At 57.9% G+C, this 22828-nt stretch carries 18 protein-coding genes and 1 other annotated feature; of the genes, 7 read left to right on the top strand and 11 right to left on the bottom strand.

Annotation, left to right across the window (positions count from 1 at the left end):
• The first annotated feature begins 71 nt into the window (after positions 1–71).
• The 3 genes from copA (at position 72) to ybaK (ending at position 4094) form a co-directional block, all read left to right on the top strand.
• Positions 72–2570 carry a copper-exporting P-type ATPase CopA gene (gene copA, locus GVO84_RS05255; protein ID WP_159513583.1) on the top strand — a complete coding sequence of 833 codons (2499 nt, stop codon included), beginning with the start codon at positions 72–74 and terminating at the stop codon, positions 2568–2570.
• Between the two features lie 50 nt (positions 2571–2620).
• The gene (locus GVO84_RS05250) at positions 2621–3415 is read left to right on the top strand and encodes a TraB/GumN family protein (RefSeq protein WP_121425563.1); all 795 of its coding nucleotides are present in this window, start codon (positions 2621–2623) and stop codon (positions 3413–3415) included.
• A gap of 199 nt (positions 3416–3614) precedes the next feature.
• A complete protein-coding gene (ybaK, locus tag GVO84_RS05245) occupies positions 3615–4094 on the top strand; it encodes a Cys-tRNA(Pro)/Cys-tRNA(Cys) deacylase YbaK (RefSeq protein ID WP_023310615.1) in 480 nt (159 codons plus the stop codon).
• 92 nt (positions 4095–4186) lie between these two features.
• Here ybaK and ushA read toward each other — a convergent pair whose 3' ends face one another.
• The gene (gene ushA / locus GVO84_RS05240; protein WP_087822113.1) at positions 4187–5839 is read right to left on the bottom strand and encodes a bifunctional UDP-sugar hydrolase/5'-nucleotidase UshA; all 1653 of its coding nucleotides are present in this window, start codon (positions 5837–5839) and stop codon (positions 4187–4189) included.
• 169 nt (positions 5840–6008) lie between these two features.
• On the opposite strand from ushA, the gene GVO84_RS05235 reads away from it, so the two are divergent.
• Positions 6009–7217, top strand: a complete 1209-nt coding sequence (locus GVO84_RS05235; RefSeq protein WP_159513582.1) for an MFS transporter — start codon at positions 6009–6011, stop codon at positions 7215–7217.
• Positions 7218–7446: 229 nt separating this feature from the next.
• Complete coding sequence (gene ybaL / locus GVO84_RS05230) at positions 7447–9123, top strand: YbaL family putative K(+) efflux transporter (RefSeq protein ID WP_121425566.1); 1677 nt, start codon at positions 7447–7449, stop codon at positions 9121–9123.
• Positions 9124–9229: 106 nt separating this feature from the next.
• On the opposite strand, the gene GVO84_RS05225 is transcribed toward ybaL, so the two are convergent.
• The 9 genes from GVO84_RS05225 to GVO84_RS05185 form a co-directional block, all read right to left on the bottom strand.
• Positions 9230–10534, bottom strand: a complete 1305-nt coding sequence (locus tag GVO84_RS05225) for an inosine/guanosine kinase (protein ID WP_159513581.1) — start codon at positions 10532–10534, stop codon at positions 9230–9232.
• A gap of 62 nt (positions 10535–10596) precedes the next feature.
• Positions 10597–11559: a ferrochelatase gene (gene hemH / locus GVO84_RS05220; protein WP_121425568.1), complete on the bottom strand. Its 963-nt coding sequence runs from the start codon at positions 11557–11559 to the stop codon at positions 10597–10599.
• A 124-nt stretch (positions 11560–11683) separates the two neighbouring features.
• Positions 11684–12328, bottom strand: coding sequence for an adenylate kinase (gene adk / locus GVO84_RS05215; RefSeq protein WP_006809841.1), 645 nt, complete (start codon positions 12326–12328; stop codon positions 11684–11686).
• Positions 12329–12556: 228 nt separating this feature from the next.
• Positions 12557–14431, bottom strand: a complete 1875-nt coding sequence (gene htpG, locus GVO84_RS05210; RefSeq protein ID WP_159513580.1) for a molecular chaperone HtpG — start codon at positions 14429–14431, stop codon at positions 12557–12559.
• Positions 14432–14541: 110 nt separating this feature from the next.
• A complete protein-coding gene (recR, locus tag GVO84_RS05205; protein ID WP_008499298.1) occupies positions 14542–15147 on the bottom strand; it encodes a recombination mediator RecR in 606 nt (201 codons plus the stop codon).
• Entirely contained in the window at positions 15147–15479 is a 333-nt protein-coding gene (locus GVO84_RS05200; protein WP_003858972.1) for a YbaB/EbfC family nucleoid-associated protein, read from the bottom strand. The genes recR and GVO84_RS05200 overlap by 1 nt, the downstream gene beginning before the upstream one ends.
• Before the next feature lie 53 nt (positions 15480–15532).
• Positions 15533–17461 (bottom strand): DNA polymerase III subunit gamma/tau, encoded by a 1929-nt coding sequence (gene dnaX / locus GVO84_RS05195; protein ID WP_159513579.1) that lies wholly within the window; start codon positions 17459–17461, stop codon positions 15533–15535.
• Positions 16139–16203 (bottom strand) — a sequence feature (DnaX frameshifting element). Its footprint overlaps the gene before it by 65 nt.
• Positions 17462–17549: 88 nt before the next feature.
• Positions 17550–18101, bottom strand: coding sequence for an adenine phosphoribosyltransferase (gene apt, locus GVO84_RS05190; RefSeq protein WP_000127359.1), 552 nt, complete (start codon positions 18099–18101; stop codon positions 17550–17552).
• 150 nt (positions 18102–18251) lie between these two features.
• Positions 18252–18629, bottom strand: coding sequence for a DUF454 family protein (locus tag GVO84_RS05185; protein ID WP_121425570.1), 378 nt, complete (start codon positions 18627–18629; stop codon positions 18252–18254).
• A gap of 50 nt (positions 18630–18679) precedes the next feature.
• On the opposite strand from GVO84_RS05185, the gene priC reads away from it, so the two are divergent.
• Both priC and rsmS read left to right on the top strand, forming a co-directional pair.
• Positions 18680–19207 (top strand): primosomal replication protein N'', encoded by a 528-nt coding sequence (gene priC, locus GVO84_RS05180; RefSeq protein WP_159513578.1) that lies wholly within the window; start codon positions 18680–18682, stop codon positions 19205–19207.
• Between the two features lie 14 nt (positions 19208–19221).
• Complete coding sequence (gene rsmS, locus GVO84_RS05175) at positions 19222–19383, top strand: pleiotropic regulatory protein RsmS (protein WP_159513577.1); 162 nt, start codon at positions 19222–19224, stop codon at positions 19381–19383.
• Between the two features lie 44 nt (positions 19384–19427).
• On the opposite strand, the gene mscK is transcribed toward rsmS, so the two are convergent.
• Positions 19428–22784 (bottom strand): mechanosensitive channel MscK, encoded by a 3357-nt coding sequence (mscK, locus tag GVO84_RS05170; protein ID WP_121425573.1) that lies wholly within the window; start codon positions 22782–22784, stop codon positions 19428–19430.
• Positions 22785–22828: the final 44 nt, after the last annotated feature.

Here is a 22828-nt window from a genome sequence, read left to right as displayed (position 1 = left end):
CCTTCATAACAGTTAGCGAAAAGCGTTACTCCGGTCAACTACTGACCAGTTCATTATACGGGAGTTTTGTTATGTCTCACACTATCGACCTGACGCTGGACGGCCTCTCATGCGGCCACTGTGTCAAACGCGTTAAAGAAAGCCTGGAACAGCGCCCTGACGTTGAAAGCGCTGAGGTGACTATCGATCATGCCGCCGTGACCGGCAGCGCCAGCGCGGATGCGCTGATCGATACCATCAAGCAGGCAGGTTACGGGGCGGAGTTAAGCCACCCAAAGGCTAAACCGCTGGCAGAGTCATCATCCCCGTCGGAAGCGCTGACAGCGGCCACTCCTGAGCTTCCGGCAGCGGATGATATTGACGACAGCAAACAGCTGCTGATCAACGGCATGAGCTGCGCCAGCTGCGTCTCCCGGGTACAAAACGCCTTGCAGGCCGTACCGGGCGTCGCGCAGGCACGGGTCAATCTTGCGGAGCGTACTGCGCTGGTGATGGGCAGTGCCTCCGCCGCAGATTTAGTGCAGGCCGTTGAGAAAGCGGGCTACGGGGCGGAGGCTATCGAAGATGATGCCGAGCGCCGCGAGCGCCAGCAGGAAACGGCTATCGCCACCATGAAACGCTTCCGCTGGCAGGCGATTGTCGCTCTGCTGGTGGGTATTCCGGTGATGGTGTGGGGGATGATCGGCGACAACATGATGGTCACCGACGGCAACCGTACGCTGTGGCTGGTGATTGGCCTGATTACCCTTGCGGTGATGGTGTTTGCAGGCGGACATTTCTATACCAGCGCCTGGAAAAGCCTGAAAAACCGCACCGCGACAATGGATACGCTGGTGGCGCTCGGTACCGGCGCGGCGTGGCTCTATTCGATGAGCGTGAACGTCTGGCCCCAGTGGTTCCCGATGGAGGCGCGGCATCTTTACTATGAAGCGAGCGCGATGATTATCGGCCTGATTAACCTGGGCCATATGCTGGAAGCCCGCGCCCGCCAGCGCTCCTCGAAAGCGCTGGAAAGATTGCTTGATTTAACCCCGCCGACGGCCCGCGTGGTCACGGACGAGGGGGAGAAAAGCGTCCCGCTGGCGGAAGTTCAGCCCGGCATGACGCTGCGCCTGACGACGGGCGATCGCGTTCCCGTTGACGGTAAGATAACCCAGGGCGAAGCCTGGCTGGATGAAGCGATGCTGACCGGTGAGCCTATCCCTCAGCAGAAATCAGACGGCGACGCCGTTCATGCCGGGACGGTGGTGCAGGACGGCAGCGTGCTGTTTACCGCCAGCGCCGTCGGCAGCCACACGACGCTGTCGCGTATCATCCGCATGGTGCGCCAGGCCCAGAGCAGCAAGCCGGAAATTGGCCAGCTTGCTGACAGAATCTCGGCCATTTTTGTGCCGGTGGTGGTCGGCATTGCCCTGCTGAGCGCGGCGATCTGGTATTTCTTCGGCCCCGCACCGCAGATTGTTTACACCCTGGTGATCGCCACCACGGTGCTGATCATCGCCTGTCCTTGCGCCCTTGGCCTGGCGACCCCAATGTCGATTATCTCCGGCGTAGGCCGCGCGGCCGAATTTGGCGTACTGGTGCGGGATGCCGACGCGCTGCAGCGGGCCAGCACCCTCGACACGCTGGTGTTTGATAAAACCGGCACGCTGACCGAAGGCAAACCGCAGGTGGTGGCCGTCACTACCGCAGGCATTGCGCAAGAGGACGCGCTGCGTCTCGCCGCCGCGCTGGAGCAAGGATCCAGCCATCCGCTGGCGCGCGCCATTCTCGATAAAGCAAATGCTTCTGCCCTGCCGCAGGTGAGCAATTTCCGCACCCTGCGCGGGCTCGGCGTCAGCGGTGAAGCAGAAGGCCACGCGCTGCTGCTGGGCAACCAGGCATTGCTCAATGAAAACGGTATTGATACCGCCGCGCTGGAAAGCGAGCTGAAAGCGCAGGCGTCTCAGGGCGCCACGCCGGTTCTGCTGGCGATGGATGGCAAAGCCGCCGCGCTGCTGGCCGTGCGCGATCCGCTTCGCCAGGACAGCGTGGACGCCCTGCAGCGCCTGCACCGTGCGGGCTATCGTCTGGTGATGCTGACCGGGGATAACCCGACCACCGCCAACGCCATCGCGAAAGAGGCCGGAATTGATGAGGTCATTGCAGGCGTACTGCCGGACGGTAAAGCGGACGCCATCAAGAAACTGCAAAGTCAGGGTCGTCAGGTGGCGATGGTCGGCGACGGCATCAACGATGCCCCGGCGCTGGCCCAGGCGGACGTGGGGATTGCCATGGGCGGCGGGAGCGATGTCGCCATTGAAACCGCTGCTATTACGCTGATGCGCCATAGCCTGATGGGGGTTGCCGACGCGCTGGCCATTTCAAAAGCCACGCTGCGCAACATGAAGCAGAACTTGCTGGGAGCGTTCGTCTATAACACCCTCGGTATTCCCATCGCGGCCGGGATTTTATGGCCGTTGACCGGCACGCTGCTTAACCCGGTGGTCGCGGGCGCGGCGATGGCGCTCTCCTCCATTACCGTGGTGAGCAACGCCAACCGGCTGCTGCGCTTTAAACCGAAGGATTGAACCTTGTACCCGTACGCGCTAGCATGAACCTTTCCATTCATGGAGCGCGTATGGGTCTGTTTAATCGTATAAAAGCATCGTTTCGCGCCCTCTTTCCTCGCCGTTACGCCTGGCCCGGTCTGGATATCTCTCTCCCCGGCGGGCAGCACCTGCACCTGGTCGGCAGCATCCATATGGGTACGCAGGATATGTCTCCCCTGCCACCCGGCCTGATAAAACTGCTGAAACGCGCCGACGCGCTGGTCGTTGAGGCGGACATTTCGGGTCAGGAGTCACCGTTTGCCGGGCTCGAGAGCGATCTCACCCTGGCGGAACGTCTGGATGATGCCCAGCTTGCGGAACTGACGCGCGTCGCGGATGAAACCGGCGTGTCGCTCTCCATGATTGACACCCTGCCGCTCTGGCAAATTGCGATGGTGCTGCAGGCCACGCAGGCCCAGCGTCTGGGACTGCGCGGTGACTACGGCATTGATTACCAGCTGCTGAACGTGGCAAGGGCGCGCAGCCTGCCCATCATCGAGCTGGAAGGGACGGACAGCCAGATTGCGCTTCTGCGCCAGCTTCCCGACGACGGTCTAATGCTGCTGGATGATACGTTGACCCACTGGCACACCAACGCGCGCCTGCTGCAGACCATGATTGGCTGGTGGCTGGATGCGCCGCCTGAGGACGGTAAGCTGGCGTTACCGTCGACGTTCAGCGAATCGCTGTACGACGTGCTGATGAACGCGCGCAACAAAGCCTGGCGGCAGACGCTGCATGCGTTACCTGCGGGGCATTACGTGGTGGCGGTTGGGGCGTTACATTTGTACGGAGAAGGGAATTTGCCGTCACTGTTAAAATAAAAAAATGGCCAATATTTCTATTGGCCCGTCAAAGAGGAATTTCATCGTTTTTATTATGCCGAAGGAGACCTTCGGTTGAGCCGATTGTCGCTCAAAGTGACCATCACTGCCAATACTATTGCGCAAGATGGTGCTATTTTTTAGACAAACGTCAGGCGTATGCTGTTGGCATGATTTGTCTGTCGTAAGAAGGATAGCTATGACTCCCGCCGTTAAATTACTCGAAAAAAACAACATTTCTTTCCGGATCCACACTTACGATCACGATCCGAATGAGACTAACTTTGGTGATGAAGTGGTGCGCAAGCTGGGCCTGAACGCGGACCAGGTTTACAAAACGCTGCTGGTTGCGGTAAACGGTGATATGAAACACCTCGCCGTCGCGGTTACCCCGGTGGCGGGACAGCTGGATCTGAAGAAAGTCGCCAAAGCGCTGGGGGCGAAGAAGGTGGATATGGCGGATCCGATGGTGGCGCAGCGCACCACGGGCTACCTGGTGGGCGGGATCAGTCCGCTCGGGCAGAAAAAACGCCTGCCGACGCTGATCGATGCGCCTTCCCAGGAGTTTGAAACTATCTTTATATCCGGCGGCAAACGCGGGCTGGATATCGAGCTGGCGGCGGGCGATCTGGCGAAAATGCTGGACGCGAAGTTTGCGGATATTGCGCGCCGGGATTGAGAAAATTGCCCGGTGGCGGCTTCGCCTTACCGGGCCTACATTTTTCATCCGTAGGCCCGGTAAGCGCAGCGCCACCGGGCAACACAACCGCACTACTGCCAGCTCACCTCACCCTTCGGCTCATACGCATTCACATCAATCGGCGAATTCTGCTCGATGAACTGCTTCAGCACTTCCGCATCGATAAAGCCGGTATTCACGTATCCCGGTTTGTTATCAATATGCGGATAGCCGTCGCCGCCGGTGGCGTTAAAGCTTAACGTCGCCAGACGGTACGTTTTAGCCGGGTCAACCGGTTCGCCTTTGATCTTCAGATCGTTAAGCTTGCCGTCTTTCGCGACGAAGCTGACGTTAGCAAACTGCGGATAGGCCCCGGAATCCGGCTTCATCTGCGCCACGGCGGTCAGGTAGTCAATCACCTCTTTCCCGCTCATATCCGCATAGACCACCACGTTGCCGAACGGCTGCACCTTCAGGACGTCTTTATAGGTGATGTTTCCACCTTCGATGGAATCACGAATGCCGCCGCCGCTCATCACACCGAAGTCAGCGCCGGTACGCGCCATTTGCGCCGCCAGCACCAGGTGGCCCATGTTGGTCTGCACGAAGCGAACTTTACTGCGGTCCCCCTCCAGACGACCGTTCAGCGTGCCGATTTTCACGTCCAGCTGCGCCTTGCCTTTGTTCTGGAACGGCGTCAGCAAGGAGAGCATCTGCTGGTTTTCTGGAATCTCTGGCGTGTAAAGTACGCGCTCACTTTTCCCGTCCGGGTAGGTGACTTTCTTCTTCAGGTTGACCGGAATGAGCTGGTAATGGACCAGCTTCATCTCACCGTTACGGAACTCGAAGTCCGCGCGGCCCACGTATTTGCCCCATTCGTGCGCCTGAACTATCCAGATACCGTTCTGACGGTCCGGCGCGCACGGCGTGCCCGGCACGTAGTCCACCTGCTTTTTGTTCTCCGAGGCCATGCACACCGGATCCTGTGAGTGACCACCCACAATCATCGCCAGCGAGCCCGCAGGCAGGCTGCGCGCCATCTCCACGTCGCCGGGGGCATTGGAGCCGTGCTCACCGTTGTCGTAGTGCCCCATGTGCGTGGTGGCGATAATCACGTCCGGCTTTTCGTTTTGCTGCAGCTCCTGAATCACCAGCTTCGCTTCGTCTGCCGGTTTGCGGAATTCGATATCGGTAAAGAACTCGGGGTTACCAATTTTCGCCGTATCGTCGGTGGTTAAGCCGATGACCGCGATCTTCAGATCCTGACGCTTAAACAGCGCCCACGGCTTAAACAGGCGTTCGCCGGTACTTTTCTGGTAAATATTGGCGGAGAGGAAGGGGAATTTGGCCCATTTTTCCTGCTGACGCAGCACGGTCAGGGGATTATCAAACTCATGGTTACCCACGGCCATCGCGTCGTAGCCAATCAGGTTCATACCGCGAAAATCAGGTTCCGCGTCCTGTAAATCGGATTCCGGCACGCCGGTATTGATATCGCCCCCCGACAGCAGCAGCACGCTGCCACCCTGGGCCGCAACCTCTTTACGAATGCCGTCCACCAGCGTTTTTTGTGCCGACAGGCCATATTCGCCGTATTCACTGCGCCAGAAATGACCGTGGTGATCGTTGGTATGCAGAATGGTGATTTTATAGGTTTTGTCTTTTTCATACGCCTGCGCGGGCAGGCTTACCAGGCCCCATGCGGCGATGAGCGCCAGCGCGACGCCCCGCTTCATTAACTTCATCTTCTCTCTCCCTGACCAATAGATAAAGGCAAAAATTACAGTGACTAACAAGAATAGACAAATAAGTTTTCAGAATTGCGACTTTCTTCAAATGTCCCGGGCGGGTATGTTAGTCGGATAATAATTACACCCTGCATCTCTAATAACTAAAGACGTGGTACTTCTCTCTATGGCAATCAGTGAATCAACCCAGCCCGTTCCGGGCGCACCGGCGTCGCGCACCTCCTTTAAAGTCTTAGGCGCAATCAGCCTCTCGCACCTGCTCAACGACATGATCCAGTCGTTGATTCTGGCCATTTATCCGCTGCTGCAGTCCGAGTTTTCGTTAACTTTCGTGCAGATAGGGATGATCACCCTGACCTTCCAGCTGGCTTCCTCACTGCTGCAGCCGGTGGTGGGCTACTGGACGGATAAATACCCGATGCCGTGGTCGCTGCCGATCGGCATGTGCTTTACCTTAAGCGGGCTGGTGCTGCTGGCCATGGCGGGGAGTTTTGAAGCGGTGCTGGTTGCCGCCGCGCTGGTGGGCACCGGATCGTCCGTGTTCCATCCGGAGTCCTCGCGCGTGGCGCGGATGGCTTCAGGGGGGCGTCACGGGCTGGCGCAGTCCCTCTTCCAGGTGGGCGGCAACTTTGGTAGCTCTCTCGGCCCGCTGCTGGCCGCGGTGATTATTGCCCCTTACGGTAAAGGCAACGTGGCATGGTTTGTGCTGGCCGCGCTGCTGGCGATCATCGTGCTGGCGCAGATCAGCCGCTGGTATGCCGCTCAGCATCGCGTGAATAAAGGGAAACCTAAAGCGAAGGTTATCAATCCCCTGCCGCGCAATAAGGTTATCCTGGCCGTCTCTGTGCTGCTGGTGCTGATTTTCTCGAAATACTTCTATATGGCGAGCATCAGCAGCTATTACACCTTTTATCTGATGCAAAAATTCGGATTATCGGTACAGAATGCGCAGATCCACCTGTTTGCCTTCCTGTTCGCCGTTGCGGCCGGTACGGTCATTGGCGGGCCTGTGGGGGATAAGATTGGGCGTAAATATGTCATTTGGGGCTCTATCCTCGGCGTGGCGCCGTTTACCCTTATTTTGCCGTACGCCAGCCTTGAATGGACGGGGATTTTAACCGTGATTATTGGTTTTATCCTCGCTTCCGCCTTTTCCGCCATTCTGGTTTATGCCCAGGAACTGCTGCCTGGCCGTATCGGTATGGTTTCCGGACTCTTTTTCGGTTTCGCCTTCGGCATGGGAGGGCTTGGCGCAGCGGTGTTAGGGATGGTCGCGGACCACACCAGTATCTTCCTGGTTTATAAAATCTGCGCTTTCCTGCCGTTTCTTGGGATGTTAACCATATTCCTGCCTGATAACCGTCATAAAGCCTGAATTACGGGTAGCCAAAGTTTTACTTTGGCTACCTGATACCCTGATGCCATAAGGGTTTCTTCTTCATCCCCTCGCTGAATTTATCAAAATGCGCTTTTTTACGTGCATATTGCTGTTTTATTCAAACTTCAACAATTATTCATAAACATAAGGGTAAAAATTGTCATAAACTATTACTCGGTTTTTTGGTTTTCGCCAAAAAGGAACACCCACAACGAAAGGAGACGGAATGCACCACGCCACACCGCTTATCACCACCATTGTTGGTGGACTTGTGCTCGCTTTTATCCTCGGCATGATTGCCAATAAACTGCGTATTTCTCCTCTTGTCGGCTATCTGTTAGCGGGTGTACTGGCGGGACCGTTTACGCCCGGCTTCGTGGCGGATACCAAACTGGCCCCTGAGCTGGCGGAATTGGGCGTGATTCTGCTGATGTTTGGCGTCGGCCTGCACTTCTCCCTGAAGGATTTGATGGCGGTAAAGTCGATTGCCATACCGGGAGCGATCGCCCAGATAGGGGTGGCGACGCTGCTGGGGATGGCGCTTTCGGCGGTGCTGGGCTGGTCGTTAATGACCGGTATCGTTTTTGGGCTGTGTCTCTCAACCGCCAGTACCGTGGTGCTGCTGCGCGCGCTTGAAGAGAGACAGCTGATAGACAGCCAGCGCGGGCAAATCGCGATAGGCTGGCTGATTGTTGAAGATCTGGTGATGGTGTTGACGCTGGTGCTGCTGCCTGCCGTCGCCGGGATGATGGAAAAAGACAACGTCGGCTTTGCCTCGCTGGCGCTGGATATGGGCATCACCATCGGTAAGGTGGTGGCGTTTATCGCCATCATGATGCTGGTGGGCCGCCGTCTGGTGCCGTGGATCATGTCCCGCAGCGCGGCAACCGGCTCGCGCGAGCTGTTTACCCTCTCCGTGCTGGCGCTGGCGCTGGGTATCGCTTTTGGTGCCGTAGAGCTGTTTGATGTCTCCTTTGCCCTGGGCGCGTTCTTCGCCGGGATGGTGCTGAACGAGTCCGAGCTGAGCCACCGCGCGGCGCACGATACCCTGCCGCTGCGCGACGCCTTCGCCGTGCTGTTTTTCGTCTCCGTCGGGATGCTGTTTGATCCGATGGTTCTGATTCACCAGCCGCTGGCCGTGCTGGGCACGCTGGCGATCATCATCTTTGGTAAATCGCTCGCCGCCTTCTTCCTGGTGCGGATGTTTGGCCACTCGCCGCGGACGGCGCTGACCATCGCCGCCAGCCTGGCGCAGATCGGTGAGTTCGCCTTTATTCTGGCCGGTCTCGGCATGGCCCTGAACCTGCTGCCGCAGGCGGGGCAAAACCTGGTGCTGGCGGGAGCGATTCTGTCGATTATGCTGAACCCGGTGCTGTTTGCCCTGCTGGAAAAATACCTCGATAAAACCGAAACGCTGGAAGAACAGACGCTCGAAGAGGCCATCGAAGAAGAGAAGCAGATCCCGGTGGATATTTGCAATCACGCCCTGCTGGTCGGCTTTGGCCGCGTGGGCAGCCTGCTCGGTGAGAAGCTGATGGCGCAGGGCATTCCGCTGGTTGTGATTGAGACCTCACGCACCCGCGTCGACGAGCTGCGCGAGCGCGGTATTCGTGCGGTGCTGGGCAATGCGGCAAACGAAGAGATCATGAATCTGGCGCATCTGGACTGCGCGCGCTGGCTGCTGCTGACCATACCTAACGGCTATGAAGCGGGTGAGATTGTGGCTTCCGCGCGCGAGAAGTGCCCAACGATTGAGATTATCGCCCGGGCGCATTATGACGACGAGGTGGAATACATTACCGAGCGCGGTGCGAATAAGGTGGTAATGGGCGAGCGCGAGATTGCGAATACGATGCTGACGCTGCTGGAGAAACCGCCGGTTGAAGAGGCGGTGACGGGGTAAGTTTTGTGCGGTCTGGTCCCCTCACCCCAGCCCTCTCCCCATAGGGGAGAGGGTGTTCGAGTTCCCTCTCCCCTATGGGGAGAGGGTTAGGGTGAGGGGTTTTCTTTTACCTGTCCCAGTACGCCTCTTCGAGGCTGTCTTCCCGTTCCGGCAGCCCGCGCGTTAAGCGTGGAGAATGCTGATTCAGCACCTGATAGCTCACGCGGTTGGCATATTTACACACCTGCGCCAGCGACGAATAGGTCAGCCAGCTGAACTTGTGCTTGCTGGAGTTCGGCACGTTGGTTTTGTGGTAGGCGTTAGCGGTGATGTCGTGCAGCAGCGCGGCCAGCGCGCCGTCGCCCGCACCGTTGGTGTTCATGATCTTCTCCGGCCCGCCCATATAAGGCGCGATATGCGAGTAGATACGCAGCGGATTGACGCAATCTTTGTAACGCATGCCGCGGCTGAACTCGTACTGGTTGAACTCGGCAATAGCGCCGGGCAGCAGCGGGTGCTGGGTTTTGCGCTTGCTCTCTTCTTCCGTGAAGCCTGCCATGTACAGCCCAACCGGGCCAGCGGTGCAGAGCACCAGATCAACCCAGTCCAGCGCTTTGTCAGACGCCAGCAGCGGATCGCTTTCGCCGGTCAGCGCTTCGGCCTCTTCTTCGTTCATCGCCAGAATAGAGACGTGCTCTTTCAGGAAGGCCTGCCACCACTCCGGGTTATCGGCGATAACGAATTTGGTGCCCAGCGTCAGGACGACCGGGACATCGTACTTCTTCGCGTACTCAATCGCCTTCATGGTCGCTTCCGGCATCGGCTCGCCCGGCTTGCAGCGCACCAGATACGACGTCAGCACCAGCGCCGAGGCGCCCGCAATGACCTCTTCAGGAATACTCTCGGCGCGCAGCTTGTTCATGTGGCCAGGGCTGATGGCAAATGTACGCTCGCCGGACTCACCGATCAGCGTAAAGCAGCGGCCAATCGGCCCGTCAACGCCCTGCAGGTAGTTCAGATCGGTACGGCTGGAGGTGTTGCAGAGATAGCGATAGGCATAGCCACCGATTTCGATATTGCTGCACATCACGCCGAGCAGCACCGAACGATCGTCTGCCAGTACGGAGTAGTTGTGCATCGTATTGCCGATGGTGCCACCGGCGAACTGATGGGTAATCAGGTTTTCGCGCACCAGCTCCTGGTACAGCGCTTCGGCAACGTCGTCTTCAATCACCAGCGAATGCCCGGCGCTCAGACCGTAACGGGCAACAAACGCATCATCCACTTTGGCTTCAATATCCACCAGCGTCTGATCGATACCCACTACCCATGCGGCGCTGGTTTCATTTTCAGGCTGGATTTGCTGCAGGAGCGGATCGCGAGCGTTAACGGGGAAGTAGTGTTTTGATTTACGTTTACCGGGAAATTTCATGGTCTGAACTGTGCAAGGAATCGAAGCCGGGAATGGTAGCACAAACCCGGCCTCAAGCGCGATCAGCGGCTTTTCGTCACCAGCGAGACCATCATGTCGATATGCTCAGGGGAGTCGTTAAGCGCCGGAATGTACTCGTACTTTTCGCCGCCAGCTTCCAGGAAAAATTCCCGGTTTTGTACCGCGATCTCCTCCAGCGTTTCCAGACAGTCGGCCGAGAAGCCCGGCGACATCACCTGAATGTGCTTCACGCCCTTCTCGCCCAGCATTTTGAGGGTTTCATCGGTGTACGGCGTCAGCCACGGCTCGCGGCCGAAGCGCGACTGGAAGGTCATCATCACCTTCTCCGGTGGCAGGCCAAGAGCGGAGACCAGCTCGCGCGTGGTATCGCGGCAGCGCTGCGGGTAATCATCCCCTTCATTGGCGAAACGCTGCGGGATCCCGTGATAGGAAAGCAGCAGCAGATCCGGCTCGCCGTGCTTTTCAAACGACGCGCGCGCGCTGTTGGCAAGCGCCTGGATGTAGAGATCGTTATCCGCGTAGTCGCGAATAAAGGTGACGCCCGGAATGCGGCGGCGGGTCGCCAGAATGCGGGCTAGCTCGTCCCAGACGGCGGCCACCGTCGAGCAGGAATACTGCGGGTAGAGCGCCAGCACGACGATATGGTCCACGCCCTGCGCCAGCAGTGATTCCACCGCGCTTTTCAGGGACGGTTTTCCGTAGCTCATGCCGAGCGCGACGGGCATATCCGGCAGGCGGGCGGCCAGCGCTTTTTCCTGGCGACGGCTGTAAACCATCAGCGGCGAGCCCTCTTCCATCCAGACGGACTGATAGAGTTTGGCGACGCGCGGAGAACGAATCGGCAGAATGACGCCACGAAGCAGCGGCCACCACAGCAGTCTCGGGAAATCCACGACGCGCGTGTCGCTTAAAAATTGTCGCAGGTAGCGTTTTACCGCGTCTGATGTAGGTGCTTCTGGAGTGCCCAGATTGGCAAGCAGGATGCCGGTTTTCGCCTGACTCATTCACGCCTCTTAACCATTTGATAGGTTGTCAATTGTAGCGGAAATGCGTTTAAACGAAACCCATTGCTGTAATAGGTAAGATGAGAATATTTCTCACCCGGGAGCCCGGGTGAGAGGCGCGCGATTAGCCGAGGATTTTTTCCAGCTCTGCACGTACGTCAGCCACGGCTTTGGTGCCGTCAACTTTCGCGTATTTGGTGTTACCCGCCTGCGCTTCTTTGGTGTAGTAGCCGATCAGCGGAGCGGTCATCTGATGGTATTCCACCAGGCGTTTACGCACGGTCTCTTCCTGATCGTCTTTACGGGTGGTCAGCTCTTCGCCGGTCACGTCGTCTTTGCCTTCAACCTTAGGTGGGTTGAATTTGATGTGGTAAACGCGGCCAGAAGCAGCGTGTACGCGACGACCAACGATACGGTCAACGATCAGCTCGTCCGGCACGTCGAACTCCAGAACGTAGTCCACGTTGATGCCCGCTTCTTTCATGGCGTCAGCCTGAGGAATGGTGCGTGGGAAGCCGTCCAGCAGGAAACCGTTACGGCAGTCTTCCTGAGCAATGCGCTCTTTGACCAGAGCAATTACCAGCTCATCGGTCACCAGCTTGCCTGCGTCCATGATGTCTTTCGCTTGTTTACCCAGCTCGGAGCCAGATTTAACAGCGGCGCGCAGCATGTCACCGGTGGAGATTTGCGGAATACCGTATTTCTCCATGATGAACTGAGCCTGAGTTCCTTTACCCGCGCCCGGAGCGCCAAGCAGAATAATACGCATTGCGAAAATCCCCTCAAAAGTCGTTTCAATTTTTCAAAAGCGCTAAACAATACCACCAGAACGGGCATCGCTCAAGGAAGGCGGGAAGGCTGAAACGGTTAACGGGGGGAGATTATTTGGGTTAGTGCGGTTGATTCCCCTCACCCTAACCCTCTCCCCAAAGGGGAGAGGGAATTTGAACACCCTCTCCCCTTTGGGGAGAGGGCAGGGTGAGGGGCAGGTGTTTAGTTACGCCAGCAGCAGCGCATTCACACGTTTAATGAACAGGTTAGGATCTTCCAGCGTGCCGCGCTCGGCAAGCAGAGACTGATCCAGCAGCAGTTCAACCCACTCGGCAAAGCGGGCGTCGTCCTGGGTATCCGCCGCGCGTTTCACCAGCGGATGATCCGGATTAAGCTCAAAGATATATTTCACTTCCGGCATCGCCTGGCCCGCCGCCGCGAACAGTTTCGCCATCTGGGTGCCCATTTCGTCGGCATCGGTGGTGACAATAGCCGGGGTGTCGGTCAGACGGTGCGTGAAGCGCACCTCTTTCACGCGATCGCCCAGCAGGGTTTTCACGCGCTCAACGAACGGCTCCAGCGCCTTCTCGGCTTCTTTCGCGCTTTCGTCCACTTCATCCGCCAGCTTGTCGATGGACTCGTCGGCTTTGGCAACAGACTGGAAGGATTTACCGTCGAACTCGGTCAGGTAGTTCATCATCCACTCGTCGATGCGGTCAGAAAGCAGCAGCACTTCGATGCCTTTCTTACGCAGCAGCTCCAGGTGCGGGCTGCTCTTCGCCGCCGCGTAGCTGTCGGCGGTGATGTAGTAGATCTTCTCCTGCCCGTCTTTCATGCGGGAGACGTACTCTTCCAGCGACACGGTCTGCGCGGAGGAGTCGGTGTGCGTAGAGGCGAAGCGCAGCAGCTTAGCGATCGTTTCAACGTTCGCGGTGTCTTCCGCCGGGCCTTCTTTCAGCACCAGGCCGAACTGTTTCCAGAAGGTCTGATATTTTTCCGCATCGTCTTTCGCCAGTTTTTCCAACATCTGCAGCGCACGTTTGGTCAGGGCGTTGCGCAGGTTACGGGTGACGGTGCTGTCCTGCAGAATTTCACGCGAGACGTTGAGCGGCAGATCGTTGGAATCTATCAGACCGCGCACAAAGCGCAGGTAGTTCGGCATGAACTGCTCGGCGTCGTCCATGATGAACACGCGCTGCACGTACAGCTTCAGGCCGTGCTTGTGATCGCGGTTCCACATGTCCCACGGCGCCTGTGCCGGGATGTACAGCAGGCTGGTGTACTCCTGCTTACCTTCCACGCGGTTGTGGCTCCAGGTCAGCGGGTCGGTAAAGTCGTGGGCGATGTGCTTGTAGAACTCGTTGTATTCGTCGTCTTTAATTTCAGACTTGTTGCGCGTCCACAGCGCCTGCGCCTTGTTGATCTTCTCCCAGGAAACCACGGTTTCGCCGTCTTTCTCTTCCTGTTTTTCAATCTCTACCGGCAGGGCGATGTGATCGGAATATTTACTGATGATGGAGCGCACGCGCCAGTCGTTCAGGAAATCGTCTTCGCCTTCGCGCAGGTGCAGGGTGATTTCGGTGCCGCGATCCGCCTTGGTGATGTCATCAACGGTGTATTCGCCTTCGCCTTTAGATTCCCACAGCACGCCGTTCTCGGCGCTGTCGCCCGCGGCACGGGTGCGCACGGTGACTTTATCCGCCACGATGAACGCCGAGTAGAAACCGACGCCGAACTGGCCGATCAGTTGGCTGTCTTTCGCCTGGTCAGAGCCCATTGACTCGAGGAACGCTTTGGTGCCGGATTTGGCGATGGTGCCGAGGTGGTCGATCACCTCGTCGCGGTTCATCCCGATGCCGTTATCGGCGATGGTCAGGGTGCGGTTCTCTTTGTTGAACGAGACGCGCACGCGCAGCTCGCCGTCGCCTTCGTACAGGTCCGGGTTGGACAGCGCGCGGAAGCGCAGCTTGTCCGCCGCGTCCGAGGCGTTGGAAATCAGCTCACGCAGGAAAATTTCTTTGTTGGAATACAGGGAATGGATCATCAGGTGCAGAAGCTGTTTTACTTCTGACTGGAAACCACGGGTTTCTTGTCCTTTCATCTAAGTCGACCTCAACAATGCCATTTAATGGGGTTGTAAAACGTTGAGTGAGAGATGGGGATAAGGGGGGAAATTTTCAAGCGGAGGCCGCGCGCGCAGCCTCCGTTTGGTCAGAAAATAATCTTGTGACGTCCGGCCAGAGAGTGTGACAGCGTGGTGCCGTCCACCATTTCCAGCTCGCCGCCCACCGGCACGCCGTGGGCGATGCGGCTGGCGTCAACGCCGTACTGCGAGCACAGTTCAGCGATATAGTTGGCGGTTGCCTCCCCTTCCACCGTCGGGTTGGTGGCGAGGATCACCTCTTTGATGGTTTCGGACTCAAGACGCTGTTCAAGGCGGTCAAGACCGATATCATCCGGGCCAATGCCGTCGAGCGGGGAGAGATGCCCCATCAGCACGAAGTAGCGGCCGGAAAACTGCCCGGTTTGTTCGATGGCGTAGATGTCCGCCGGACTCTCCACCACGCAAATCTGACCGTTTTCCTGACGACGCGGGTTCGTACAGATGTTACACACGTCCTGCTCGGTAAAGGTGCGGCAATCCGCACAGTGACCAATTTCTGACATGGCGCGGGTTAAAGCCTGCGCCAGGCGCATCCCGCCGCTGCGGTCGCGCTGCAATAGCGTAAACGCCATGCGCTGCGCCGACTTCGGGCCAACGCCCGGCAGGCAGCGCAGTGCTTCCATTAACTGCGTGAGCAGCGGACTGGTTTGCATCAGAATGGCATCTTGAAGCCAGGCGGCAGCTGCATACCGCTGGAAACAGAGGCCATTTTCTCTTTCTGAGTTTCGTCGATACGGCGAGCGGCATCGTTAAACGCGGCTGCAACCAGATCTTCCAGCATCTCTTTGTCGTCTTCGAGCAGGCTCGGGTCGATTTCCACGCGACGGCAGTTGTGCGCACCGTTGATGGTCACTTTGACCAGACCGGCACCGGACTCACCCGTGACTTCCAGCTGAGCGATCTCTTCCTGCATCTTCTGCATTTTTTCCTGCATCTGCTGAGCCTGCTTCATCAGGCCACCCAGACCGCCTTTTCCACCAAACATAGGCTTCTCTCTTTTTCACGTTTAAGGATTACAACCGTAAGTCAGACTCACGATCAAATGGGGCGAATACTCTCTTCATCCAGATCGGCGTCGAAGAACCGGCGCAGGGTCTGAATGTTGTTATCCGCAATAATCGCCTCGCGCGCCTGCGCGAGCTTTTCTTCATAAATGGCCTGGCGCCACTCGAGCGGCGTTTTCACTGCCGGATTATCATCTTCAATGATAGTCAATTCAACCGGCGCACCCTGTAATGCGGTGAGCGCCTCGGCCAGCGCCTTTTGCGCGCCAGGGGAATTGAGGTGCCGCTGACCCGGACGCAGGTGTAAACGCACCTGATTGCCGTCCTGCTCTTTCCAGGCATTCAGCGCGACCTGCTCGACCAGCTTCGGCAGCTGGAGTTTGCTGACCTCGGCGGCCCAGGCGTCGCGCGCAATAGACTCTTCGGCAAGCTTCGCGGAAAGCTCCGGCGTTTTCTCATGCTCCAGCGCCTTTTTCAGCGCTTTCGGCGTGGCAACCTCTTCCTTCACCGTTTCAGTGATGGTGGTTGCCTTCCAGCGGTAAGCCTCTTCTTTCACCGGGGCTTTCTGCTCGAGCGCGGACGGTGCCGGACGCGACTGAACGCGCTCCGTTACCGAGGCCAGACGTTCAAGCGCGGCGTTGTTCACCGGCCGCGCTCTTCCTGGCGCTGCCGGTTCACTCTTTTTTGGTTTGGTTACTCCCTGCGCACGCTGCAGCTGGCTGCGTGCGGCAAGCACCGAACTGGTGGCATCGGACAGCGGCACGTTCTGCTGCGGCGGCGGTGTCGGCTGCGGTGGCACCTGCTGCGGCGACATCACCGCCGTAGGGGCGACCGGCGCAAAGGACTGCCGCGGCACTTCCGGCTCGGGCAATGGCATGCGCGGGTGGAACGCCAGCGCGCGCAGCAGCGTCATTTCAACGCCCATCCTGGGGTCCGGCGCGAACGGTAGCTCTTTGCGGCCAATCAGCAGCGTCTGGTAATACAGCTGCACGTCGGCAGGCGGCACGGTGCGGGCAAGTTCACGCATCCGCTGTTCAATGGCGGCCATATCCGCGCCGATGGCCGAGGGAGAAAGCTGCAGCATCGCCACGCGGTGCAGCAGGCTGAGCATCTCAACCAGAAGCCCTTCCCATTCAATACCCCGGGCAGCGGCGGCATTCACCTGCGACATCACACGTTCGCCGTTGGCGGCAATCATCGCTTCGATAAGCGACAGCGCCTGATCGTCATCCAGCGTGCCGAGCATGGTGCTGACCGCCTCGGTGGAGAGCTTGCCGTCACCGCTGGCAATCGCCTGGTCGGTCAGGCTTAGCGCATCACGCAGGCTGCCGTCCGCCGCGCGGGCCAGCAGCTGCAGGGCGCGCGGCTCGTGAACGATCTTCTCTTCATCAAGAATGTGCTCAAGCTGCGCGCGGATCTGCTCAACGTCCAGCGCCTTCAGATGGAACTGCAGGCAGCGCGACAGGATCGTGACCGGCAGCTTTTGCGGATCGGTGGTCGCCAGCAGGAACTTCACGTGCGCGGGCGGCTCTTCCAGCGTTTTCAGCAGGGCGTTAAAGCTGTGGCGCGACAGCATGTGCACTTCATCGATCAGGTAGACCTTGAAGCGGCCGCGCGCCGGGGCGTACTGCACGTTATCGAGCAGATCGCGGGTATCTTCTACTTTGGTGCGCGAGGCGGCGTCGATCTCAATCAGATCGACAAAACGCCCCTGCTCGATCTCCCGGCAGTTATCACACACGCCGCACGGGGTGGCGGTGATCCCGGTTTCGCAGTTGAGACCTTTCGCCAGCAGACGGGCAATAGAGGTCTTACCGACGCCGCGGGTGCCGGAGAAAAGATAGGCGTGATGGATGCGACCTAGCGACAAGCCGTTCGCCAGGGCCGTCAGCACATGTTCCTGACCGACAACGTCAGCAAAGGTTTGTGGTCGCCATTTACGGGCTAACACCTGATAACTCATGGGCAGGCTCTGCAACGCTGGAAGGTGAATTTATGGAGGGGAATGCTATCACAACCTCACCCATTGAGCGAGGTTGTGAAAACCGGGATTAATGACCCGGGAAAGGCACCAGGCTGTAGCTGGTGATGCCCTGTTTTTCCAGGCGCTGTTCACCGCCGAGATCGAACAGGTTGATGATGAATGCCGCGTCGGTCACTTCACCACCCAGACGACGGATCAGCTTCACGGTCGCTTCAATGGTACCGCCGGTTGCCAGCAGGTCGTCGACCACCAGCACTTTGTCGCCAGGCTTGATCGCATCAACGTGGATCTCCAGCTGATCGGTGCCGTACTCCAGTTCGTAGCTCTCAGCTATGGTTTCACGCGGCAGTTTGCGCGGCTTACGCACCGGCACAAAACCCACGCCCATTGCCAGCGCAACCGGTGCGCCGAACAGGAAGCCACGGGCTTCGGTACCTACTACTTTGGTGATCCCGGCGTTTTTATAACGCTCGACCAGCAGTTCAATGCTGAGCGCGTACGCTTTCGGGTCTTCCAGCAAGCTGGTGACATCACGGAAAAGAATGCCAGGCTTTGGATAGTCCTGGATGCTTTTGATGCTGTTTTTCAGATATTCAAGCTGCTGTGCAGTTGCGGTCATCGGTTTTGCCTAAATGAAACAGTGTTACTCACAGCGCGCAACGAGTCGGCCAAGGCAACAATTGTTTAACCTTTGACCAGGCGCACCTGTGCTCGAAAACGGTCGAATTTACTGGCTGCGCGTGATAATTGCAACAGCCATGATGAGGCTTCAGTGCTTTTGTTGCTTTTCATCAACCACGGGGATCCGCCACATAAAGAAAAGCAGGCAGATCAGGATCGCCAGCAGCAGAATGCGTACCCACATCATTTTCACCAGCCATAATGAAATAGCGAAGGTGATGAGGATCACCGCGATCGCGCGGGGCTTCGCGCCGGGCGGCATGGCCCGGTGTTTTTGCCAGTGCCGCAGATAGCCGCCAAACCATGAGCGGTAGAGCAGCCAGTGGTGAAAACGCGGCGATGAGCGGGCGAAGCACCAGGCCGCCAGCAGGATGAACGGCGTGGTCGGCAGTAAGGGTAAAAACACACCCAGCGTGCCAAGCACTACCGCGAGCCAGCCAATGATGATTAAAATAGTACGCTTCATAATGCGAATCGTTATCAAACTGAACGGCTACTTTACCACTGGAGAGCGCCTTGAAAACAGCACTGCTTCTTGAGAGGCTGCAAAATCAGCTGATTGCTCTGCGGGAGCAGGCTACACCGCTAATGGGGCACGCCACGCTGAAGCCGCGCTTTGACCGACAGCTTTTTCGTACTCGCAGCACCGTCATTCAGGATTACCTGGCGGAAACGCAGACGAACCTCGACGAGCTTCGCCATGCGGTTGAGAGTGAACAGCAGGAACAGGTGGCGTGGCTTGCGGAGCATCTCACTGAACAGATCACTGCTCTGCATCGCGAAATCGCCGCCTGGCCGCTGCGCGCCTGGGACAGCGCCTCGCCGGGGCTCGGTAAATGGCAGCGCAAGCGGCTGGAAAACCAGGAGTTTGAGCGCCGGCTGTTTGAGATGAAGCGCGAACGCGAAGTGCGGCTGAACAACAGCGAAACGCTGGAAGAGCAGCAGCTATTGATGCGCGAGATTAGCGCGCTGGAAGGACGCATCGTCCGCTGCCGTCAGGCGCGGGATGAGATTGAGCGCGTCATTGAACGTTTGACCCGTTAACAGGAGCCACACCCATGTCACTGGAAAATGCACCCGATGAGGTCAAGCTGGCCGTCGATTTGATTATGCTGCTGGAGAATCATGAGATCCCCGCCGAAACGGTGCTTAAGGCACTGGAGATTGTGCGGCGGGATTTTGAGGGAAAACTTCCCCCCCACCCTGCCCTCTCCCCTTAGGGGAGAGGGTAAAAACAGCCCGCACCAGATTATTCCCTCTCCCTTCAAGGGAGAGGGTTAGGGTGAGGGTCATCTCCCTTAATCTCGCGCTTCACTTCCGTATGCTCATCACCTTTCTCGTTACGCAGGTGAACCTCAAGCTGGTTGAAGGCGATATTAATATCGTTTTCACGACACAGACGATCGATAGAGCGGTTAAGTTCATCCACCGTGTAGCTGCGGTCACGCAGCTCGCGCACGTATAAACGCAGCTCGTGATCCAGCGTACTCGGCCCAAAGGTGGTGAAGAAGACCGCCGGAGCAGGATCGTGCATCACTTTCGGATGTTCTGACGCCGCCTTAAGCAGCACCTCTTTCACCTTCTCCAGATCCGATCCATAGGCTACGCCCAGGCGGATCACCACGCGCGTCACCGTATCGGAGAGCGACCAGTTGATCAGACGCTCGGTCACGAACGCTTTGTTCGGGATGATCACCTCTTTGCGATCGAAGTCGGTGATGGTGGTGGCACGAATGCGGATCTTGCTGACCGTACCGGAGAAGGTGCCGATGGTAACCGTATCGCCGATTCGTACCGGACGTTCGAACAGGATAATCAGGCCGGACACAAAGTTACCGAAGATCTCCTGCAGGCCAAAACCAAGACCCACCGAGAGGGCGGCCGCCAGCCACTGCAGTTTATCCCACGAGACGCCAAGCGAGCCAAAGACCGTCATCGCCCCAACAATAATGATCACGTAGTTGAGGATCGTAGTAATGGCGTAGGAAGCCCCCTGGCGAAGATTCAGACGTGACAGGAGCAGCACTTCGAGCAGGCCTGGCAGGTTGCGAATCAACGCCCAGGCCACCACCGACGACACCAGCGCAAACAGCAGGCTGCCCATGGTCACGCTTTTCATGACCGCAGCGCCCGCTTCGGTACCGTTGTATTGCCAGAGGGTAATACTGTCGAGATAGGCGAAAACGGTAATAAGATCGGACCAGATTGCCCAGAACATCACCGCAAACAGAGCGATCATTACCAGCATGGTAATACGCAGCGTCTGCTGGTTAACCTGCTCCAGGGCGATGGTCGGCTCTTCCTGAGGCTCCGCGCCCTCGGCCCCCTCTTTCACCTGATGCTGACGACGCGCGATAGCACGACGATAGGCAATGCGGCGGGCCGCCACGCTCAGGCCGCGCAGCACGGTCTGATAGAGCAGGTTCCAGACGATCACCAGATAGACCGTTTCAATCCAGCGCCCGGACAGGCGCAGCGTGGTGTAGAAGTAGCCCGTTGCCGTCAGCACCATCAGCGCCAGCGGAATGATTGCCAGCACCGTCACGGTGGCCAGGCGAATATTATGGGACTCTTTATCACGCCAGCTGTCGCGGCACATCGGCCACATCAGGATCGCAATCAGCAGCAGGTTCAGCAGGATGACCAGCTGGCCCAGCACGTCATCCATCAGATGCAGCGGGGAAAGCTCAGAAACAACCGACCAGAAGTGCAGCGGCAGGAGCGCCAGGCTGATGCGCACAATCTGACGACGCCAGTGGCTGGTCAGCTGCGCAGGCATGTTGAAATGACGCACCGCCACGCCGTCTTTTTCCAGCACCTTCCAGCACACGCCAAATACCAGCCAGAACAGCGCCAGTTTTTTACTGAACGCCCACAGCAGATCGCTGACGTTGAGCTGCATGGTGAGCAGAATCAGACCCACGGCCAGAATAATCAGGCACACCGGCAGGGCGCGGATGAGATCGATCAGAATCGCTTTTGGCGTATGGAGCTGGCTATCGTTGCGAAGCTGCCCCACTTCGGACGCCAGCTTCGCCTGGTATTTCTTAAGCCAGCCCAGACGCCAGCGGATCAGGCCAGCAATCAGCAGCAGCGGTAATCCCGCCAGCAGGGCAATCGTCACCGCAGGCCAGGCTTTCTCCCAGTTTACGGTGATCTTCATGCTCTTGATCTGCGTTTTCAGCGTCTCCGGGAAGGATTTAATCCAGTCCCAGTCCATCGGCTTGTTGCTGTTCACCCAGAAAATCTGCTGGGTCAGGATCTCCTGCAGACTTTTCGAGACGCTCACCAGCTGCTGCTGGTTGATTTGCAGGTTAATGGCCATCATCAGCTGGTTACCCAGCTGTTTGTTGAGCTGGTCCAGCAGCTCGCGACGCATATCGACGACCTGGAGCAGCGCATCGTGCACTTCCGGGTTCACGTCGCTGGAATGCCCCTCTTCAATTTTGGCGACAAAGGTATCGCTCTGGAAAAGGGCATCGCGCTGCTGGTTGACGTCAAACTGTTCCAGACGTAAATCCGCAATGCGGTTGGTCATGTCCTCCAGCTCATCGGCGGACGGGAGCGTCTGCTGCTGCTGGTAGAGAATACGCGACAGCAGGAGGCTGCCCTTCAGGACCGCGATCTGCTCTTTGATGTTGCGCTCAGCCTGCAGCGCGCGATCCAGCCAGTTCTTCACTTTGATATTTTGCTGAACCAGCGAGTTACCGTTTTCCGTCGCCAGTATCAGGCGCTGGCTAAGCTGGTGGTTGGCCTCGAGCTCCTGTTTCACCAGCGGATTCGCCTGAATGCGGGCGGTTTCGTCAGGGGATACGGCCTCCTGGGCGGTTTTTTCCGTCAGGGTCAGGCGCTTGCTGTTTACCGCCTCCTGCAACAGCTGAAGCTGGTGTTCCAGACGATTAATGTTCGCGGTGACGTAATCACGCTGTTTCTGAAGCGTGTCCTGCAGCACCGTATTCCCTTCCAGACTTTTACGCTGCTGTTCAATCTGCGCGTTGAGCAAGGTCTGCTGAACCAGCAGCAGGGTTTGCTGCGTCGGACGTAGCGTGCCCTCTCCCACCGTTGTGCCGTTCAGACGGTTGCGGATCTGCTGCAGCTGCTGAGAGGCGGAGTACATCGCGTTTTGCACGCGTTCCGGCTGGGTTTGCAGGGAGACAAGCTGGCTGTTATAGGTCGCGAGGTCGGACTGCGCGGTTTGCAGGTCGTCGAGCAGTTGCGCGACGCGCGACTCCAGCTGGCGTAAAGAGAGCGTTGAGAGCGTCTTGCGCGTTTCGGTATCGTTATCGACGTCGCTCAGGGCGTTCAGCGATTCCGTCGCCTTGCGCATATTTTCAGGAGCCTGCGCCACCTTCTGACGAAGCTGGGCAGTTTCTGCTTTGACGCGTTCAATTTTATCCAGCGTTTCCAGCGTTTCCGTCAGATCCTGCTGGATGAGCTTATCCTGAGGAGAGAGCTCTTTTTGTTTGTTCAGCGTGTCGAGCTGCGACTGAACATCGCCGCGCGAGGGAATATCGTTGCTGTTATCGGCGCGGGCCCAGGTCAGCGGCGCCGTGGCGAAGAAAAACAGCATCGCAAAGAGCAATGCAAAAACAGGATGTTGCGAGCGATTGATGGGCAGCATAGTTGTGAATGATGTCAGAAGATGACCGAAAATAGTCCGGCGTG

Origin of the sequence: Enterobacter sp. SM3 (assembly GCF_009811935.2) — a bacterium.
GTDB lineage: Bacteria > Pseudomonadota > Gammaproteobacteria > Enterobacterales > Enterobacteriaceae > Enterobacter > Enterobacter asburiae_D.
The sequence above is the reverse complement of the archived record's forward strand: the minus strand, read 5'-3'. Positions and strand labels throughout refer to the sequence as shown.

Coding starts and splice junctions, on each gene's coding strand:
- recR (WP_008499298.1), bottom strand. CDS start 15,147: ATGCAAACCAGTCCGCTGCTCACGCAGTTAATGGAAGCACTGCGCTGC.
- ushA (WP_087822113.1), bottom strand. CDS start 5,839: ATGAAGTTAATGAAGCGGGGCGTCGCGCTGGCGCTCATCGCCGCATGG.
- ybaL (WP_121425566.1), top strand. CDS start 7,447: ATGCACCACGCCACACCGCTTATCACCACCATTGTTGGTGGACTTGTG.
- GVO84_RS05200 (WP_003858972.1), bottom strand. CDS start 15,479: ATGTTTGGTGGAAAAGGCGGTCTGGGTGGCCTGATGAAGCAGGCTCAG.
- htpG (WP_159513580.1), bottom strand. CDS start 14,431: ATGAAAGGACAAGAAACCCGTGGTTTCCAGTCAGAAGTAAAACAGCTT.
- GVO84_RS05235 (WP_159513582.1), top strand. CDS start 6,009: ATGGCAATCAGTGAATCAACCCAGCCCGTTCCGGGCGCACCGGCGTCG.
- dnaX (WP_159513579.1), bottom strand. CDS start 17,461: ATGAGTTATCAGGTGTTAGCCCGTAAATGGCGACCACAAACCTTTGCT.
- apt (WP_000127359.1), bottom strand. CDS start 18,101: ATGACCGCAACTGCACAGCAGCTTGAATATCTGAAAAACAGCATCAAA.
- mscK (WP_121425573.1), bottom strand. CDS start 22,784: ATGCTGCCCATCAATCGCTCGCAACATCCTGTTTTTGCATTGCTCTTT.
- GVO84_RS05250 (WP_121425563.1), top strand. CDS start 2,621: ATGGGTCTGTTTAATCGTATAAAAGCATCGTTTCGCGCCCTCTTTCCT.
- adk (WP_006809841.1), bottom strand. CDS start 12,328: ATGCGTATTATTCTGCTTGGCGCTCCGGGCGCGGGTAAAGGAACTCAG.
- hemH (WP_121425568.1), bottom strand. CDS start 11,559: ATGAGTCAGGCGAAAACCGGCATCCTGCTTGCCAATCTGGGCACTCCA.
- ybaK (WP_023310615.1), top strand. CDS start 3,615: ATGACTCCCGCCGTTAAATTACTCGAAAAAAACAACATTTCTTTCCGG.
- copA (WP_159513583.1), top strand. CDS start 72: ATGTCTCACACTATCGACCTGACGCTGGACGGCCTCTCATGCGGCCAC.
- GVO84_RS05185 (WP_121425570.1), bottom strand. CDS start 18,629: ATGAAGCGTACTATTTTAATCATCATTGGCTGGCTCGCGGTAGTGCTT.
- rsmS (WP_159513577.1), top strand. CDS start 19,222: ATGTCACTGGAAAATGCACCCGATGAGGTCAAGCTGGCCGTCGATTTG.
- GVO84_RS05225 (WP_159513581.1), bottom strand. CDS start 10,534: ATGAAATTTCCCGGTAAACGTAAATCAAAACACTACTTCCCCGTTAAC.